Raw genomic sequence first — 16,516 nt, forward strand, 5'->3', positions numbered from 1 at the left:
GGGGTCAGGGGAATAGGTAAGGTGGCCGGAATGTTCGGGATGTTGAATGCTCAACCAAACAGGGTGAGTGCGACAGGACGGTGGGTGTGATGCAGTTCGGGATCTTCACGGTCGGCGACGTCACGACGGACCCGACCAACGGACGGACGCCGAGCGAGCACGAGCGGATCAAGGCGATGGTCACCATCGCGCGGAAGGCCGAGGAAGTCGGCCTGGACGTCTTCGCGACTGGCGAGCACCACAATCCGCCCTTCGTGCCGTCCTCGCCCACCACCATGCTCGGCTACATCGCGGCCCGCACCGAGCGCATCGTGCTGTCCACCTCCACCACGCTGATCACCACGAACGACCCGGTGAAGATCGCCGAGGACTACGCGATGCTCCAGCACCTGGCGGACGGCCGCGTCGACCTGATGATGGGCCGCGGCAACACCGGGCCGGTCTACCCGTGGTTCGGCAAGGACATCCGGCAGGGCATCCCGCTCGCCGTCGAGAACTACGCGCTGCTGCACAAGCTGTGGCGCGAGGACGTCGTCGACTGGGCGGGCAAGTTCCGTACGCCGCTCCAGTCGTTCACCTCGACGCCCCGCCCGCTGGACGGCGTGCCCCCGTTCGTCTGGCACGGCTCCATCCGCAGCCCGGAGATCGCCGAGCAGGCCGCGTACTACGGCGACGGCTTCTTCCACAACAACATCTTCTGGCCCATGGAACACACCAAGAAGATGGTCGACCTCTACCGCCGCCGCTTCGCGCACTACGGCCACGGCACCGAGCAGCAGGCCATCGTCGGCCTCGGCGGCCAGGTGTTCATGCGCCGCGACTCGCAGGCCGCGGTACGGGAATTCCGGCCGTACTTCGACAACGCCCCGGTCTACGGGCACGGGCCGTCGCTGGAGGACTTCGCCGAGCAGACGCCGCTGACCGTCGGCTCCCCGCAGCAGGTCATCGAACGCACCCTGACCTTCCGCGACGCCGTCGGCGACTACCAGCGCCAGCTCTTCCTCATGGACCACGCCGGTCTGCCCCTCAAGACCGTCCTCGAACAGCTCGACCTGCTCGGCGAGGAGGTCGTCCCCGTCCTGCGCGCCGAATTCGCCAAGGGCCGCCCGGCCGAGGTGCCCGACGCCCCCACCCACGCCTCGCTGCTCGCCCGCCGCGACGCCGACACCGCCGACGAAGTCCTGGAGGCCCGGGCATGACGCACCACCCGATCGAGCGACGCCGGCTCGCCGTCGTCACCGCCGGTCTCAGCCAGCCGTCGTCCACCCGGCTGCTGGCCGACCGGCTGACGGAGGCAGTACGCCGCCACATCGACGGTGACGTGGACGTGGACGTACGGGTCATCGAGCTGCGGGGCCTGGCCAACGACATCGCGCACAACATGCTCACTGGCTTCCCGGCGCATTATCTGCGCGACGCAATCGATTCGGTGACCGACGCCGACGGCCTGATCGCCGTGACCCCGGTGTTCACCGGCTCGTACAGCGGCCTGTTCAAGTCGTTCTTCGACATTGTCGACAAAGATGCACTGGCGGGCACCCCGGTGCTGGCCGCCGCCACCGGCGGCACCGCCCGCCACTCCCTGGTCCTCGAACACGCCATGCGCCCGCTGTTCGCCTACCTGCGCGCGATCGTCGTACCGACCGCCGTATACGCGGCCTCCGAGGACTGGGGCACGGCAGGCAGCGCCAGTGGTGACGGCAACGGCAACGGGACCAGCGCCGTCGACGGCACCCTCGCCGCCCGCATCGACCGCGCGGGAGCCGAACTCGCCGCCCTGATGACCTCCCGACCGTCCCGCCCAGCGCCGGGCGGGCGCGCGACGACGGACGCCGGTATGGGCGCCGGTGCCGACGACGAGGTCGTGCCGTTCGCCGAGCAGTTGGCGGCACTCGGCGCGCAAGGGTGACGGCGCCACAAGAGTGACCGTGCGACGGAGCCGGGGCGAGGGACCCGACGACGGCGTCAACTACGACGTCAACGCCCCGGATCCGCGCTCACCCCCGCCGGTCGTATCAACGGCCGGACGCTCGTCCAGGAACTCGATGACCGCGAGCCCCGCCACCGTCACCAACGCGATCCAGAAGATCACCATGCCGGTCGGATACGGCCACAGCGCCAGGACCACCGACGCGACCGCGACGACGACCCACCGCAGCCAGACGCGGAAACGGTCCACCCACGGCCCCACCGGCCCGGTCGACCGCACCCCCGCCGCCTCCCGCACCGCCGCGATCCCCGACTCCCACATCGACCGCACCCGTACCGCCCACTGCCCCGAACCGCTCAGCCACGCCCCCAGCGCCACCACGACCCCCAGGGTGATCACCATCCGAACGCTCGCCCGCAGAAACCGCACCACCTGGTCGTAGATCGCCGCGGCGGCCGCATGGTGCACATCGGGGGACAAGTGGTCGAGGTAGAAGGTGCGGAAGAGAGCGAGCGCGACGCCGAGCACGGCCACCCCCGCCGCGACACCCAGCGCGGCGGCGACCAACGCGCGGCGACGCCGTACAGCCAGCAGCACCCCGGCGCCCGCGACGACGACGGTGACCACCGGCAGCCAGTCCCCGGCCAGTTGCAGCGCCCGGAAACCGGTCTTCACCCGCCCGATCTCGTCCGACTTCAGCAACGTGAAGTCGGTGTGCACGTCGGGCAGCCGCCCGGCGACCTTCAACCCGCGGTCCACCAACTGCTGCTTCACCCCGGCCACCACGGGCGCGAGATCGAGCGTCACCGTGTTGTGCTCGACCTGCACCGCCGAATCGTTACTGCCGGTCAGCGCGTCGACGACCGTCGCGTGCGCCCTCCGGTTCAGCTCCTCCCAGATCGTCGAGAAGGCACTGCTCGACACGAACGTCGCCACCGTGCCGTGCACGAAATCCGTCACCCCCGACGTGATCGGGCCGCTGATCCCGCCCAGCGCCGCCTTCACCCCCGGCAGATCCGAGGGCGCCACGCTCGACAGCAGCGAGTCGAGGTCGATCCGGTCCATGACGGCCGCCGTCACCTGATCGGTGACGGCCCTCCGCACCTGCGGGTTGTCGGCGAGCGGCGCCATCATCGCCACATAGCGGTCGGTGTTGCCGACGATGTCGGCGGCCCACACCGCCACCGCGCCGAGCGGAGCCAGTACCGCGGCCAGTGTGATGAGCAGCGCGGAGAAGAACGACCGCACCCGGTGCCGCGATCGCGTCACCGCCAACCGCGCCCGCAGAGCCGTCAACTCCGCGCGCTCGTCGTCACCCAACGGTCCCGACCCTGACGCGCCGTCCCCGGCGGCGGGTCCGTCGGCGGTCGCCGCCATCCACGTACCCCCTGCCTGTGCGAGTGCCGCCCGACCGGGCCCGTTCCTCTCAGGGAACGTGCAGCCGGGCGGGTGCGCGCGCGGAGTTGGTACGTCAGGGTTGTCGCTAAATCGTCTTTCGCGCGGTGTGTGACGGTGTGCGGCGCTACCTCAGCGCACGCGGTCGCGCTCATTGGGTCGCGCCATTCGGGTGACGACGCGTTAGTCCTATGGGATGGGCGGTTACTGATCGTTGTGTCGGTGCCGCAGACCCGGTGAAGCGCGGGTCGCGCGGCGGTCAGGTTCGTGAAGGGCGCACCGCGTGATCACCACCCGTCTGCTGCTGGACAGGACAGGCACGGCCACCGCCGTGCGGTTCCCGGCCGCGCGGACGACGCCCGCCCACGCCGCCACCGCGGACCGCGGAGCGGCCGACCACTCCGTGACCGTCATCGCCACCCGGGACGGTCGTCCGATGGCGGTCGCGGTGGACTCCAGGGCCTTGCGGGCGACCACCGCCGCGGACGCGACGACCGACACCGAAGACGGAGGAGCCGCCGCGGTTCCGGTACGGGGACCGGACCGCGGCGGCTCCTCGGCACTGTCCAGGGCCCTTGCGCCGTCCGGGCGACGGCTTCCCGCGTGGCGAGGCCGCTGAGCTGCGCCTAGCGTGGAGTTCCCGGGGGGTGGTCGCGCCAAGGGAGAACTCCGTCATGGCCCGTAGCAGCCCGGACACCTCCGCTTCCGCCGCCGGCCTCGGCGGCGGCCCACAGCCCGACGGGAAGCCGGGCCGCAGCAGTGTCGTCGGCACCCCCTCCCACCGCTGGTGGGTGCTCGGCGTGATCGGCCTGGCGCAGCTCATGGTGGTCCTCGACGCCACCATCGTGAACATCGCGCTGCCCTCCGCCCAGACGGCCCTCGGCTTCACCGACGGCAACCGTCAGTGGATCGTGACGGCGTACGCCCTCGCCTTCGGCTCGCTGCTGCTGCTCGGCGGCCGTCTCGCCGACCTGGTCGGCCGCAAGAGGGTCTTCCTGATCGGCCTGACCGGCTTCGCGCTCGCCTCCGCGATCGGCGGCGCCGCCCCCAACTTCGGCGTACTGGTCACCGCCCGCGCCCTCCAGGGCATGTTCGGCGCCCTGCTCGCCCCCGCCGCCCTCTCCTTGCTCACCACGACCTTCACCATCCCCAAGGAGCGCGCCAAGGCGTTCGGCATCTACGGCGCCATCGCGGGCGCGGGCGGCGCCGTCGGTCTGCTGCTCGGCGGTGTGCTGACCGAATACCTCGACTGGCGCTGGTGTCTGTACGTCAATCTGATCTTCGCCACGATCGCGTTCATCGGCGGCGTACGACTGCTGCAAGGCGGCACCCTGCCCGACCGTCCCAAGCTGGACATCCCCGGCACCGCCCTGGTGTCGGCCGGCCTGTTCTGCATCGTCTACGGCTTCTCCAACGCCGAGAAGCACCCTTGGAGCTCGCCGCAGACCTGGGGCTTCCTGGTGGCGAGCGTCGTCCTGCTGCTCGCCTTCGTCACCTGGCAGCGCCGTGCGGCGCACCCCTTGCTGCCGCTTCGGGTGGTGACCGACCGGGACCGGGGCGCGTCGTTCCTGGCGATGTTCATCTCCGGCGGCGGGATGTTCGGCGTCTTCCTGTTCCTGACGTACTACCTCCAGCAGAGCCTGCACTACTCGCCGGTCTCCACCGGACTCGCCTTTCTTCCGATGATCGCCGTGATGGTGGTGACGTCGGTGACCACCACCAATGTGCTGGTGCCGCGCTTCGGCGCCAAGCCGATCGTGCCGACCGGCATGGCCCTGGCCGGCGTCGCCATGGCGTGGCTGACCGCGCTCGACCTGCACAGCACCTATCCCGCGCACGTACTGCCGCCGCTGCTGATCCTCGGCCTCGGCCTCGGCTCGATCTTCGCCACGGCGATGAACCTCGCCACCGCGGGCGTACAAGCGCGTGACGCGGGTGTCGCGTCCGCCATGGTGAACACCTCGCAGCAGGTCGGCGGCTCCGTCGGCACCTCGCTGCTGAACACCCTCGCCACCAGCGCCGCCGCCAGCTACGTGGTCGGCAAGCAGAACACTCCCGCCGTCGCCGCACAGGCCCAGTTGCACAGCTATTCGACCGCCTATTGGTGGGCGGCGGGCTTCTTCGCCGTCGGCACCGTGGTGACGGCCTTCCTCTACCGGCGCGGCAAGCCGCGCGCCCTGGCGCAGCCCAGCACGCTGCCCGACGATTCGCCCGCACCAGGTGACGCCGAACCCGACGCCCCGCCCGCCGCACATATGTGACGCCTCCCTCTCGCGCACGGCCGCTCACATCGTGGAATCCCGGGGCGTGAAGGTGGCGGATACAGCTACCGTGCCGTCATGACAGCCAACACCGTCGTGGCCGCTCTCGACGCCGTCAGCGTCCGCCGCTTCACCACCGGCCAGGTCATCCTCGACGACGTCAACTGGACCGTACGGTCCGGCGAGCACTGGGCGCTGCTGGGCGCCAACGGCGCGGGCAAGACGACGATGCTGCGCCTCATCGGCGCCCTCATGCATCCCACCTCCGGCACGGTCGACGTGCTCGGCCACCGTCTCGGCCGTGTCGACATGCGCGAATTGCGCGCGCACATCGGCCTGGTGTCGTCCTCACAGAAGGTGCCGCTCGACGCCACCGCCCACACCGTCGTCCTGACCGGCCACACGGGCACGGTGCAGCCGCTGTGGCGCAAGTACGACGACGAGGTCCGCGAGCGCGCGCACGAGCTGCTGGCGGAGCTGGAGATCAAGGATCTGGCGGACCGTGCGTACGGGGTCTGCTCCGGCGGTCAGCGGGCCCGCGTTCTGGTGGCGCGGGCATTGATGGCCGACCCGGCACTGATGCTCCTCGACGAGCCCTTCAACGCGCTCGACCTGCCCTCCCGCGAGGACCTGATCGACGCCATGCACCGCCTCGCGCTCACCCGTACGGGTCTGGCGACCATCACCGTCACCCACCACCTGGAAGAGCTGTCGCCCGCGATCGGGCACGTACTGCTGCTCAAGGAAGGACGGGTGCTGACCTCGGGGACCGCGCGGCAGGTGCTCACGGCCGAGTCGATGACCCAATGCTTCGGGCGGCCGATCGAGGTCAGCAGGCACGAGGGACGGTGGCTCGCCCGCTCCGGGCGGCGCTGACCGTATGGGGTGACTTCACGGGCGCGAGGTTGACGCTCCCGCGGTCGGTGACCGACCGTTTCAGCGCAGCCAGGGCAGGTCCGCGCGGTCCGGCTGGTGCAGGCCCTCGGCGATGACGCGGGAGATCTCCCCGAGCTGCGCCGTCTGCTCGGGAGTGAGCCGGTCGAAGATCGCGGAGCGGACGGCGGCGACGTGACCGGGCGCCGTACGCACCACCTCGTCGTAACCGGCGTCGGTGAGGACCGCGATCTGCCCGCGGCGGTCGGAGGGGCAGTTCTCGCGGCGCAGCCACCCGTTCCCCTCCAGGCGGGCGACGGCGTGCGACAGCCGGGAACGGGTGATCTTGGCGCGCTCGGCGAGCTCCGTCATGCGCATACTGCGGCCGGGCGTCTCGGAGAGCGTGCTGAGCAACGCGTAGTACATGTGCGGCATGCCCGCGTCGCGCTGGAGCTGACGGTCGAGGTGGTCTTCCAGCAACGTCGTGGCGTGCAGGAACGCCCGCCAGGTCGCCTGCTCGTCTTCGGTCAGCCATGTCATGGCGTTCATGGTACGTGCACTTCTTGAAGCTTCAATAAATTGGCGTGTCCCGCCGTCGGTCCGCGACCGGGCGCGTCCGGCCCGTACGACCGGACGCCTCTTTGGTGAAGCCTCCCGCCAACCCCGCCAATAGCGTGACGCAGGTCACAAGCGTGACGGGAAATATCCGGGGACGCGGTCCCCGTTTAGACCAGGTGACCGCGAAACGGGGAGTGCTTGTCCGTTTCAACGACGGGGCCCGTACCCCCGTGAACGACCGGTGGATCGATCGGAAGGAGCCGCCCGCCGTGAGCCTCGACACTGTTGGTACGACCAGCGCCACCGCAACCACCAGCAGCACCAGGCCGCGCGCCGTGCGGCTGCGCGCGGACGCCACACGCAATCGCGAGCGCATCGCCGCCGCCGCCCGCGAGGCCATCGTGGAGTTCGGCCCGGACGTGCCGCTCGACGACGTGGCGCGCCGCGCGGGAGTGGGCAACGCCACGCTCTACCGGCACTTCACCGACCGCGCCGAACTGATCCGCCAGGTCACGCTCACCGTCATGGCCACGACCGCCGAGCGGGCCGAAGACGCCCTCGCTCAGGAGCCCGACGCCTTCGCCGCGCTGCGCCGCTTCGTCTTCGAGGCGGCCGAAGAGCGGATCGGGGCGCTGTGCCCGATGCTGTCGGACGCCTTCGACCGCCAGGACCCCGCCGTCACCCAGCAGATGGAACGGCTGGAGCGGTCGGTCAACGCCATCATGGAACGCGCCCAGAGCGCGGGCCTGCTCCGTACCGACATCGCCGTCGGTGACCTGATGGTCGCCCTGACGCAGCTCACCCGGCCGCTGCCGGGCACCGGCTGCATGGGCTTCGACCGCTTCGTCCACCGCCACCTGCAGCTCTTCCTCGACGGGCTGCGCGCCCCCGCCGGATCCGTACTCGTCGGGACGGCGGCCACCCTGGAGGACCTCAAAGCCGGAAACAAATAGTTCGCAACGCCCATGAACCGGGCGATAACGTAGGGAAGTTCGCCGACTTACCGAAGCGCAGTTCTCGGCCGCTCGACCGATGAACACCGCGACCGGATCCCGGACCACGATCCGCATCGTCCGGCGCCTGCTCGATGACACACGTCCCCACGTCCTGTCACTCCGCATCCATTAGTGAGATCAGTTATGCCTGAAACACGCTTGCCCGATCCGAAGCGCTGGACAGCGCTGATATTCATCGCCATCGCTCAGCTCATGGTCGTGCTCGACGCGACCGTGGTGAACATCGCACTTCCCTCCGCCCAGGCCGACCTCGGCATCTCGGACGGCAACCGCCAGTGGGTCGTCACGGCCTACACCCTCGCCTTCGGTGGCCTGTTGCTCTTCGGCGGCCGGATCGCGGACCTGTGGGGACGCAGGAACACCTTCATCGTCGGTCTGCTCGGCTTCGCCGCGGCCTCCGCGCTCGGCGGCGCCGCCGTCAACACGGCGATGCTGCTCGGCGCCCGCGCCCTCCAGGGTGTCTTCGGCGCCCTGCTCGCGCCCGCCGCGCTGTCCCTGATCTCGGTGATGTTCACCGACGCCAAGGAGCGCGCCAAGGCGTTCGGCATCTACGGCGCCATCGCCGGTGCCGGCGCCGCGGTCGGCCTCATCCTCGGCGGTGTCCTCACGGAGTACCTGAACTGGCGCTGGGCGCTGTTCGTCAACATCTTCTTCGCCGTCGCCGCCGTCCTCGGCGCCATCGCCTTCATCCGCGAACCCGCCGAAGGCCGCAACCGCAACCGCCTGGACATCCCCGGCGTGGTCCTCGCCAGCACCGGCCTGGTCGCGCTCGTCTACGGCTTCAGCCGCGCCGAGTCCGACGGCTGGTCGTCCGGTGTGACCATCAGCCTGTTCGTCGCCTCCGTGGTGCTGCTCGCCTCGTTCGTGGCTGTGGAAAGCCGCGTCAAGGCCCCGCTGCTGCCGCTGCGCGTCATCACCGAGCGGAACCGGGGCGGCGTCTACCTGTCGCTGGGCCTCGCCATCATCGGCATGTTCGGCCTGTTCCTGTTCCTGACCTACTACCTCCAGCAGGTCATGGGCTACTCGGCGCTCAAGTCGGGCTTCGCGTTCCTGCCCATGGTCGGCGGTATGGTCATCGGCTCCACGCAGATCGGCACGCGGCTGATGCTGCGGGTCCGGCCGCGCTTCCTGATGGCGCCCGGCTTCCTGGTCGCCGCCGTCGGCATGGGCATCCTCGCCCAGATCAAGGTCGACTCCAACTACGCCGAAATCCTGCTGCCCGGCCTGGTCCTGATGGGCCTCGGCATGGGTACGGCGTTCATGCCCGCCATGAGCCTGTCCGCGCACGGTGTGCGCCCCGAGGACGCGGGCGTCGCGTCCGCCATGGTCAACACCTCGCAGCAGGTCGGCGGCTCCATCGGCACCGCCCTGCTGAACACCCTCGCGGCCAGCGCCACCACCACGTGGATCGGCTCGCACGCCAAGAGCCCGGCCGACCTGAAGAACCAGTTGTTCGTCAACCAGGCCGCCGTCCACGGCTACTCGGTCGCCATCTACTGGGCCACCGCCATCCTGGTGCTCTCCGCCGTCCTGGCCTTCGTCCTGGTCGACGCGGGCGTCCAGAACACCGGAGAGAGGGTCGCCGAAGGCGACTTCGAGGACATCCCGATCCCGGTCATCGCACACTGACCCGGCACGGCACTCACCCGATGGGGTGAGCGCGTGAAAACGGCAGGGTCCCGCCTCGTGAAGCACGAGGCGGGACCCTGCCGTTGGTCATTCGTCATTCCATACGCAGCCCCGCGCGGCGGCCGTCAGAGCCCCTCGGGCCACTTGTACGAGCTGGGCACCGTCACCTTGTCCGAAGGCGCGCCGTACACGAGCGCGATCTCCTCGTGCGCGCCCAGCTTGATCGCCGCCGGGTCACCGGTCTGCTCCTTGCCGTTCACGTACACGTGCAGCTCCTTGCCGCCGCCGGTCTTGAGCGAACCGAGCGTGTCCTTCGTGAGCGGCACGTTCCACTCGGTCATGAACTCGCCGAGCGTGAAGTCGGCCTGCACCGGCGACTCGATGTGCACGACGCCACTGGTGTCGTGCGTGTGCAGCGGGCTGATCGACTGCTTCGCCTCGTCGATGCCGATCAGGGCGGGCACGACGACGGCCTTGCCGTCCACGAACACATCCAGGTGACTGTGAATGTGCAGCACCTGCCCCTCCTGCCCGAGCATCGGCAGCCCCGCCGCCTTGACCTGCGCGGAGGCGTCGGCGGGCGCGGGCCACGAGACGGAACTGGCCGCGGGCTTGCTGTCACCGCCGCCCGCGGTAGTCGTCGCCGTGTCGCTCGCTCCCTTGCCGCTGGCGGAGCTGGAGCCGGAGCCGCAGGCGGCCAGCGTCACGGCGCTGACCACTACGGCCACGCCGATCCCGATGCGTCGTTTCTGCATGAGCGTGGGGTCTCCCTGTTCAGCCGAACTGGACGGAACGCTTGGCGAGCCCCATCCAGAAACCGTCGATGATGCTGCGCTGGCTGCCGAGCTCGGACTCGGCGGCGCCGAGCGTAACGAACAGCGGGGCGAAGTGCTCGGTCCGCGGGTGCGCCAACCGCCCGGCGGGCGAGGTGTGTTCAAAGTCCAGCAGCGCGTCCACGTCCTGGGCTGCCAACGCCCGGTGACCCCAGTCGTCGAACTCCGCCGACCAGCTCGGCGGCCGCGGACCCGCGTTGCGCAGCGCCGCCAGATTGTGCGTGAAGAATCCGCTGCCCACGATCAGCACGCCCTCGTCGCGCAACGGCGCCAACTTGCGTCCGATGTCCAGCAGCTTCTCCGGGTCGAGCGTCGGCATCGACACCTGGAGCACCGGAATGTCGGCGGCGGGGAACATCTCCACCAGCGGTACGTACGCGCCGTGGTCGAGACCGCGGTCGGGCACGTCCTGCACGGGATTACCTGCGCCGCGCAGCAGTTTCCGTACGGAGTCGGCGAGCGCGGGCGCGCCGGGCGCCGCGTACCGCACCTGGTAGTAGTGCTCGGGGAAGCCCCAGAAGTCGTACACCAGGGGGACGGTGGTGGTCGCGCCGATCGCCAGCGGGGCCTCCTCCCAGTGCGCCGAGACCATCAGGATCGCCTTGGGGCGCGGCAGGTCGGCCGACCAGGCCGCCAGCTCTGCGGGCCACACCGGGTCGTCGGCGAGCGGCGGGGCGCCGTGCGAGAGGTAGAGCGCGGGCATGCGCTCCGGGGTTGCCGTGGTCATCGCGCACCCTCCTTGAAGTTTCAAGCGTACGGGAGCACCACCGTAACCCCATATGCTTGAACCTTCAAATAAGCTGCACGTGTCCGCACGTGTCCGCACGTGTCCGCACGTGTCCGCACGTGTCCGCACGTGTCGCGCTGTCCGCGCGTATCAGCGTGCGAGGCCGGCGTCAGCCCAGGCGCTTCTCGAACCACGCCACATCGTGGTACTCGCCGAATTTGTGGCCGACCTCCTCGTACACCCCGACCGGCCGGAAGCCGAAACGCTCATGCAGCCGCAGCGACGCCGCATTCGGCAGCGTGACGCCCGCGTACGCGCGATGCAGGTTCTCCTCCGCGAGGGCCTCGAAGAGCGCCGTGTAGAGCAGCGTGCCGATGCCGCGCCCGCCCGCGTCGTGCGCGAGATAGATCGTCGTCTCCACCGACGTCGCGTACGCGGCCTTCGGCCGGAAGGGGCTGCTGGTCGCATAACCCAGGATTCGTCCCGACGGGCCGGGAAAGTGAGCAACCAAGAGCCGGTGCGGGCCGTCTTTCGGGTGGGAGAGCAACCACGGACGACGTTGTTCGACGGTGAAGGGAACTACGTCGAACGTGATCGACGTTTCACGGATGTAGTGGTTGTAGATGTCGGTAAGAGCGGCCAGATCGCCCTCGCTACCTGGTCTGACCTGGACTTCTGGACGTTCCGGCACCCTTTGGCCTCCCTGTGTGGCGAGACAGGGTACTGCATGATCACAAAATTCAGGTCACGAGATGGGAATTGTGTCCGGATTCCAATCGTTATCCCGATCAGGACGGGGCAACCGCAAGGCAAGAGCCGCACCTGACGGAACCATCCGGCAAGCGGCCCGACCGCCCGGTCCGACCGAGACCCGACCGCACCTTCGTAAGGGAGCACGCATGGCAACCCGTGCCGTCGCCCGTCGTCACGCTGGCGGGACCAGTAGCGTTCGCGCCGCAGGCGGGGAAGTCGCCGACCGCGACCTCGTCGGCATGTACCTGGACGAGATCGCGCGCACCCCGCTGCTCGACGCCGCCAGGGAAGTGGAACTGTCCCGCGACATCGAAGCGGGCGTCTACGCAGAACGCATACTCGCAGCCGATCCCGGACTGCCCGCAAAGGCCGGCGGTGACGCCCGCCGCGAGGAGCTCGAGGCCATCGTCGCCGCGGGCGAGCAGGCCAAGGACGTCTTCATCCGTTCCAACCTCCGGCTCGTCGTGGCCGTGGCCCGCCGCTACCCGCGCAGCGGACTGCCGCTCCTCGACCTGATCCAGGAGGGGAACGCCGGCCTGGTACGCGCCGTCGAGAAGTTCGACTACGCCAAGGGCTTCAAGTTCTCCACCTACGCGACCTGGTGGATCCGCCAGGCCATCACCCGCTCCATCGCCGACCAGTCCCGCACGATCCGGCTGCCCGTCCACCTCGTCGAGGAACTGGGCCGCATCCGCCGCGTGCAGCGCGAGTTCAACCGCGAGCACGGCCGCGACGCGGAGCCCGCCGAGATCGCCACCGAACTGGCCTCGACCCCCGAGCGCGTCACCGACGTCCTCGACTGGGCCCGCGACCCGGTGTCGCTCAACATGTCCGTCGACGCCGAGGGCGAGACCGAATTCGGTGACCTGGTGGAAGACGGCGCCGCGCCGTCCCCCGAGGACTCCGTGCTCGTGATGCTCCGCCGCGAGGAACTGGACGGGCTGATCGACCGCCTCGACGACCGCACCGCCTCCATCATCCGGGCCCGCTACGGCATCGTTGACGGCCGCGAGCGCACCCTTACCGAGGTCGGCAAGCAGCACGGACTGACGCGCGAGCGCATCCGGCAGATCGAGAAGCACGCACTGGCCGACCTCAAGCGGATGGCCCGCGCGACCGGCCTCGACCAATACGAAGCCGCCTGACCGGCGCGCTTCCCCACGGACCCGAACCCCGGTGCATTCCCCCCCGCACCGGGGTTCGGCCTGTTCGCGACACCCACAACCACCTGATCGGGCACGACCGCCCCAGGTGAGACGCTTCGGCCTATGGACGACCAGACCGACGCCCAAGCCGGGCCCCACAAGAACGAGCCCCACCACGACGGACTCGGCACCCGGCTCAACTGGCTGCGCGCCGCCGTACTCGGCGCCAACGACGGCATCGTGTCCACCGCGGGCCTGGTCGTCGGCGTCGCGGGAGCCACCGACTCCCGCTCCACGCTCCTGACCGCGGGCATGGCCGGGCTCCTCGCGGGCTCCCTGTCGATGGCGGCGGGCGAATACGTCTCCGTCAGCACACAACGCGACTCCGAACAGGCCGCCCTCGCCCTGGAACGCGAAGAACTCGCCACCACCCCCCAAGCCGAACTCGACGAACTCACCGGCCTCCTCGAAGACCGCGGCATCAGCCAGGAACTCGCCCGCGAAGTCGCCGAGCAACTCACCGAACGCGACGCCCTCGGCGCCCACGCCCGCGTCGAACTCGGCATCAACCCCGACGAACTCGCCAACCCCTGGCACGCGGCCGGCGCCAGCTTCGTCTCCTTCACCATCGGCGCCCTGCTCCCGCTCCTGGCCATCGTCCTGCCGCCCACCTCATGGCGCCTGGCCGTCACCGTCGTCTCCGTCCTGCTGGCCCTCGTCGGCTGCGGCTGGGCGAGCGCCCGCCTCGGCAGCGCACCGACCGGCCCCGCCATCCTCCGCAACGCCGCGGGCGGCGCCATCGCGATGGCCATCACCTACGCCGTCGGCGAGCTCCTCGGCGCGACCGGCGCCGTCTGACTACCACCCCGCGCCTGCAACGTCACCCCCACCCCCACCGTGACCGCACACACCAACCCGGCCCACAACACGGCATGCGAACCCGTGAAGGTGCACGCCAACACCACCACCCCCGAGACCGGCAGCGTGAGCTGCTGCGCGAGACCCCGCTTGTAGTGCCGTGAGTGCAACAACCAGACAGTGATGAGAAACACCGCGGCGGGAACCGTGACCCAGGCCGCCGCCACCCGCGTCGAGATCTCCGCCTTCCCGACCGCCTGCTCGACTGCGATCTCCATCCCCGCCCCGATCGCCGCCGCCGAACCGAACACCGCGAAGTGGCCGTAACCCCAAAGGAACGCCTGCCTGTTCGACACCAGGTGGTCATGGATCGGCACCGCGAAGTAGATCCACCACGCGGCGAAGACAATCAGCAACCCGCCGATGGCGATCGGCAACAACTCACCGAGCGCGTCGTGCTCGTCGGCCGCCGACTGCACGGCGATGGTCGCCGAGGACACCGACTCCCCGAGCACGATGATCGTGAACAATCCGTACCGCTCCGCGATGTGACGCGGATGCCACGTCGTCGGTGCCGCCCGCTCCGCCAGCACAGGCACCGACATCTCCGCCACCGCCAACAACACGAACGCCCACACCGGCGGCGCACCGTGCGGCAACAGCAACGCCATCCAGCCCACTTGGCACAACGTCACCCCGAACGCGTACCGCAGAGCCGTCCCCCGGGCCGCGCCCGTCTCCGCCCCGGCCGCCCGCAGCCACTGCGTCACCAACGCCAGCCGCATCACCGCGTATCCGCACACCGCCAACCGGAAGTCGCCGCTGTCGAAGGCGCGCGGCACACCCGCTGCCAGCATCAGCACACCGACGATCTGCACCAGCGTGGTGATCCGGTACGGCACATCGTCCGTGTCGTATGCGGAGGCGAACCATGAAAAGTTGACCCACGCCCACCAGATGGCGAAGAAGACCAACAGGTAACCGGTCACGCCGTGTCCCGGATGCCCCTCCACGGCGGCATGCACCAGCCGGACGCCCGCCTGCGCGACCGCGACCACGAAACACAGGTCGAAGAACAGCTCAAGTGGCGTGGACGTGCGGTCTTCCTCGTCGCGGCTGCGTGCCGTCATCCGGCGCAACGCGCCGCTGGTCCTGGCCACCGGACCTGCCGGAGTCGTCGGTTCAGTCATGGAGGACACCATGGAGTACGGCAGGCACTACGCGCAGCGCGCCGCGCGGAATTCCAGGCCGCTCAGCCCCGACTCGCCTGCCCGCTCGGCGAATCCGCCCGCGCCAGCTCCCCCGTCGTCAGGAAGCGTTCGACGCGCTCCACGTAAGGGCCGATCCGGATGCCCTGTTCGGCCAGCCAGCCGTCCGAGTAGTACTTCTCCAGATACCGCTCACCCGGATCACACAACAGGCCCACCACGCTGCCCTGTTCACCGCGTTCGCGCATCTCGGAGATGATCCGGAAGGCGGCCCACAGCCCGGTGCCGGTTGACGCGCCCGCCCGGCGGCCGAGCAGGCGCTCCAGGACGCGCACGCACGCGATGGAAGCGGCGTCCGGGACCCGCATCATGCGGTCGATCGCGCCGGGCACGAAACTCGGCTCCACCCGCTGGCGGCCGATCCCCTCGATACGGGACCCCGCTCCGGTCGTCACCGCCGGATCGTGATCCCGCCAGCCTGGAAAGAACGCCGAATTCTCCGGATCCGCGACACAGATCCCCGTCGTCGCCTGGGCGTACCGCACGTACCTGGCCAGCGTCGCCGACGTCCCCCCGGTGCCGGCCGTCGCCACGATCCACGTCGGGACCGGGAACCGCTCGACCGCCATCTGCCGGAAGATCGACTCGGCGATGTTGTTGTTGCCCCGCCAGTCCGTCGCCCGCTCCGCGTACGTGAACTGATCCATGTAGTGGCCGCCGGTCTCCTGCGCCAGCCGTGCCGCCGTCCCGTACACCTCGCACGGGTCGTCGACCAGATGACATCGGCCCCCGTGGAACTCGATCAGCTCGATCTTCGACCGCACCGTCCCACGTGCCATCACGGCCACAAAGGGGACACCGATCAGCCGGGCGAAGTACGCCTCCGAGACCGCCGTCGACCCGCTGGACGCCTCGATCACCGGCCGCCCCGGCCGGATCCAGCCGTTGCACAGGGCGTACAGGAACAGCGAGCGCGCCAGGCGGTGCTTCAGCGAGCCCGTCGGATGTGTGGACTCGTCCTTCAGATAGAGGTCGACGCCCCAGTCCGCCGGGAGCGGAACTGACAGCAAATGGGTATCGGCGGACCGATTGGCGTCGGCATGGACCTTCCCCACAGCCTCGCTCAACCAGCGGCGGTACGCGAGGTCGCTTCGGTCGAGATCCTGTTCCCGCGCCCGCGCCTCTACGTGCTCCCGCTCCGGTACGTGTGCCTGTGCGCGTCGCTGTTCCCCGCTCTCCGGGTCCGGGCGTACGGCTGCCGGTGTGGGCGAGGGCGTCGGGTCCGGTGTCTGCATGCGGCCAGGTATATCCGGCCGACTGCCTCAAACGG

General features: G+C 69.7%; 16 protein-coding genes. 9 read left to right on the top strand and 7 right to left on the bottom strand.

The window, feature by feature from the left end:
* The first annotated feature begins 89 nt into the window (after window positions 1-89).
* Both ABZX65_RS13655 and ABZX65_RS13660 read left to right on the top strand, forming a co-directional pair.
* Complete coding sequence (locus tag ABZX65_RS13655) at window positions 90-1,199, top strand: LLM class flavin-dependent oxidoreductase (RefSeq protein WP_355337796.1); 1,110 nt, start codon at window positions 90-92, stop codon at window positions 1,197-1,199.
* Complete coding sequence (locus ABZX65_RS13660; RefSeq protein WP_355337799.1) at window positions 1,196-1,909, top strand: FMN reductase; 714 nt, start codon at window positions 1,196-1,198, stop codon at window positions 1,907-1,909. The genes ABZX65_RS13655 and ABZX65_RS13660 overlap by 4 nt, the downstream gene beginning before the upstream one ends.
* Before the next feature lie 60 nt (window positions 1,910-1,969).
* Here the strand turns inward: ABZX65_RS13660 and ABZX65_RS13665 are convergent, their stop codons facing one another.
* Window positions 1,970-3,307, bottom strand: a complete 1,338-nt coding sequence (locus ABZX65_RS13665) for a hypothetical protein (protein ID WP_355337802.1) — start codon at window positions 3,305-3,307, stop codon at window positions 1,970-1,972.
* Window positions 3,308-3,608: 301 nt separating this feature from the next.
* Here ABZX65_RS13665 and ABZX65_RS13670 point away from each other — a divergent pair, with 301 nt between their 5' ends.
* The 3 genes from ABZX65_RS13670 to ABZX65_RS13680 all read left to right on the top strand — a co-directional run bounded on the left by ABZX65_RS13670 (window position 3,609) and on the right by ABZX65_RS13680 (window position 6,462).
* A complete protein-coding gene (locus tag ABZX65_RS13670; RefSeq protein WP_355337805.1) occupies window positions 3,609-3,944 on the top strand; it encodes a hypothetical protein in 336 nt (111 codons plus the stop codon).
* A 55-nt stretch (window positions 3,945-3,999) separates the two neighbouring features.
* Complete coding sequence (locus tag ABZX65_RS13675; protein ID WP_355337808.1) at window positions 4,000-5,586, top strand: DHA2 family efflux MFS transporter permease subunit; 1,587 nt, start codon at window positions 4,000-4,002, stop codon at window positions 5,584-5,586.
* A 78-nt stretch (window positions 5,587-5,664) separates the two neighbouring features.
* Complete coding sequence (locus ABZX65_RS13680; protein WP_355337811.1) at window positions 5,665-6,462, top strand: ATP-binding cassette domain-containing protein; 798 nt, start codon at window positions 5,665-5,667, stop codon at window positions 6,460-6,462.
* A 60-nt stretch (window positions 6,463-6,522) separates the two neighbouring features.
* On the opposite strand, the gene ABZX65_RS13685 is transcribed toward ABZX65_RS13680, so the two are convergent.
* Window positions 6,523-7,035, bottom strand: a complete 513-nt coding sequence (locus ABZX65_RS13685; protein WP_355338075.1) for a MarR family transcriptional regulator — start codon at window positions 7,033-7,035, stop codon at window positions 6,523-6,525.
* Window positions 7,036-7,352: 317 nt separating this feature from the next.
* Between ABZX65_RS13685 and ABZX65_RS13690 the strand changes: the two genes are divergently transcribed.
* Both ABZX65_RS13690 and ABZX65_RS13695 read left to right on the top strand, forming a co-directional pair.
* The gene (locus tag ABZX65_RS13690) at window positions 7,353-7,970 is read left to right on the top strand and encodes a TetR/AcrR family transcriptional regulator (RefSeq protein ID WP_355338078.1); all 618 of its coding nucleotides are present in this window, start codon (window positions 7,353-7,355) and stop codon (window positions 7,968-7,970) included.
* A 186-nt stretch (window positions 7,971-8,156) separates the two neighbouring features.
* Window positions 8,157-9,662 (top strand): MFS transporter, encoded by a 1,506-nt coding sequence (locus tag ABZX65_RS13695; protein WP_355337814.1) that lies wholly within the window; start codon window positions 8,157-8,159, stop codon window positions 9,660-9,662.
* A gap of 125 nt (window positions 9,663-9,787) precedes the next feature.
* On the opposite strand, the gene ABZX65_RS13700 is transcribed toward ABZX65_RS13695, so the two are convergent.
* The 3 genes from ABZX65_RS13700 to ABZX65_RS13710 form a co-directional block, all read right to left on the bottom strand.
* Window positions 9,788-10,417 carry a hypothetical protein gene (locus ABZX65_RS13700; protein ID WP_355337816.1) on the bottom strand — a complete coding sequence of 210 codons (630 nt, stop codon included), beginning with the start codon at window positions 10,415-10,417 and terminating at the stop codon, window positions 9,788-9,790.
* 19 nt (window positions 10,418-10,436) lie between these two features.
* The gene (locus ABZX65_RS13705; RefSeq protein ID WP_355337819.1) at window positions 10,437-11,222 is read right to left on the bottom strand and encodes a class III extradiol ring-cleavage dioxygenase; all 786 of its coding nucleotides are present in this window, start codon (window positions 11,220-11,222) and stop codon (window positions 10,437-10,439) included.
* A 169-nt stretch (window positions 11,223-11,391) separates the two neighbouring features.
* Entirely contained in the window at window positions 11,392-11,913 is a 522-nt protein-coding gene (locus ABZX65_RS13710) for an N-acetyltransferase family protein (RefSeq protein ID WP_355337822.1), read from the bottom strand.
* Between the two features lie 208 nt (window positions 11,914-12,121).
* Here ABZX65_RS13710 and ABZX65_RS13715 point away from each other — a divergent pair, with 208 nt between their 5' ends.
* Together ABZX65_RS13715 and ABZX65_RS13720 are read left to right on the top strand one after the other, a co-directional pair.
* Complete coding sequence (locus ABZX65_RS13715; protein ID WP_355337827.1) at window positions 12,122-13,120, top strand: sigma-70 family RNA polymerase sigma factor; 999 nt, start codon at window positions 12,122-12,124, stop codon at window positions 13,118-13,120.
* 123 nt (window positions 13,121-13,243) lie between these two features.
* Window positions 13,244-13,978, top strand: coding sequence for a VIT family protein (locus ABZX65_RS13720; RefSeq protein ID WP_355337831.1), 735 nt, complete (start codon window positions 13,244-13,246; stop codon window positions 13,976-13,978).
* On the opposite strand, the gene ABZX65_RS13725 is transcribed toward ABZX65_RS13720, so the two are convergent.
* The gene (locus ABZX65_RS13725) at window positions 13,936-15,168 is read right to left on the bottom strand and encodes a low temperature requirement protein A (protein WP_355337834.1); all 1,233 of its coding nucleotides are present in this window, start codon (window positions 15,166-15,168) and stop codon (window positions 13,936-13,938) included. The genes ABZX65_RS13720 and ABZX65_RS13725 overlap by 43 nt on opposite strands.
* 62 nt (window positions 15,169-15,230) lie before the next feature.
* Window positions 15,231-16,313, bottom strand: coding sequence for a PLP-dependent cysteine synthase family protein (locus ABZX65_RS13730; protein ID WP_355337837.1), 1,083 nt, complete (start codon window positions 16,311-16,313; stop codon window positions 15,231-15,233).
* Window positions 16,314-16,516: the final 203 nt, after the last annotated feature.

Source organism: Streptomyces sp. NPDC003300 (assembly GCF_040610915.1).
Taxonomy (GTDB): domain Bacteria; phylum Actinomycetota; class Actinomycetes; order Streptomycetales; family Streptomycetaceae; genus Actinacidiphila.

Bases quoted from the DNA above. Each gene is read 5' to 3' on its own strand.
- ABZX65_RS13665 (WP_355337802.1), bottom strand. From the start codon at position 3,307: ATGGCGGCGACCGCCGACGGACCCGCCGCCGGGGACGGCGCGTCAGGG.
- ABZX65_RS13720 (WP_355337831.1), top strand. From the start codon at position 13,244: ATGGACGACCAGACCGACGCCCAAGCCGGGCCCCACAAGAACGAGCCC.
- ABZX65_RS13660 (WP_355337799.1), top strand. From the start codon at position 1,196: ATGACGCACCACCCGATCGAGCGACGCCGGCTCGCCGTCGTCACCGCC.
- ABZX65_RS13680 (WP_355337811.1), top strand. From the start codon at position 5,665: ATGACAGCCAACACCGTCGTGGCCGCTCTCGACGCCGTCAGCGTCCGC.
- ABZX65_RS13655 (WP_355337796.1), top strand. From the start codon at position 90: ATGCAGTTCGGGATCTTCACGGTCGGCGACGTCACGACGGACCCGACC.
- ABZX65_RS13695 (WP_355337814.1), top strand. From the start codon at position 8,157: ATGCCTGAAACACGCTTGCCCGATCCGAAGCGCTGGACAGCGCTGATA.
- ABZX65_RS13700 (WP_355337816.1), bottom strand. From the start codon at position 10,417: ATGCAGAAACGACGCATCGGGATCGGCGTGGCCGTAGTGGTCAGCGCC.
- ABZX65_RS13705 (WP_355337819.1), bottom strand. From the start codon at position 11,222: ATGACCACGGCAACCCCGGAGCGCATGCCCGCGCTCTACCTCTCGCAC.
- ABZX65_RS13725 (WP_355337834.1), bottom strand. From the start codon at position 15,168: ATGACTGAACCGACGACTCCGGCAGGTCCGGTGGCCAGGACCAGCGGC.
- ABZX65_RS13675 (WP_355337808.1), top strand. From the start codon at position 4,000: ATGGCCCGTAGCAGCCCGGACACCTCCGCTTCCGCCGCCGGCCTCGGC.
- ABZX65_RS13715 (WP_355337827.1), top strand. From the start codon at position 12,122: ATGGCAACCCGTGCCGTCGCCCGTCGTCACGCTGGCGGGACCAGTAGC.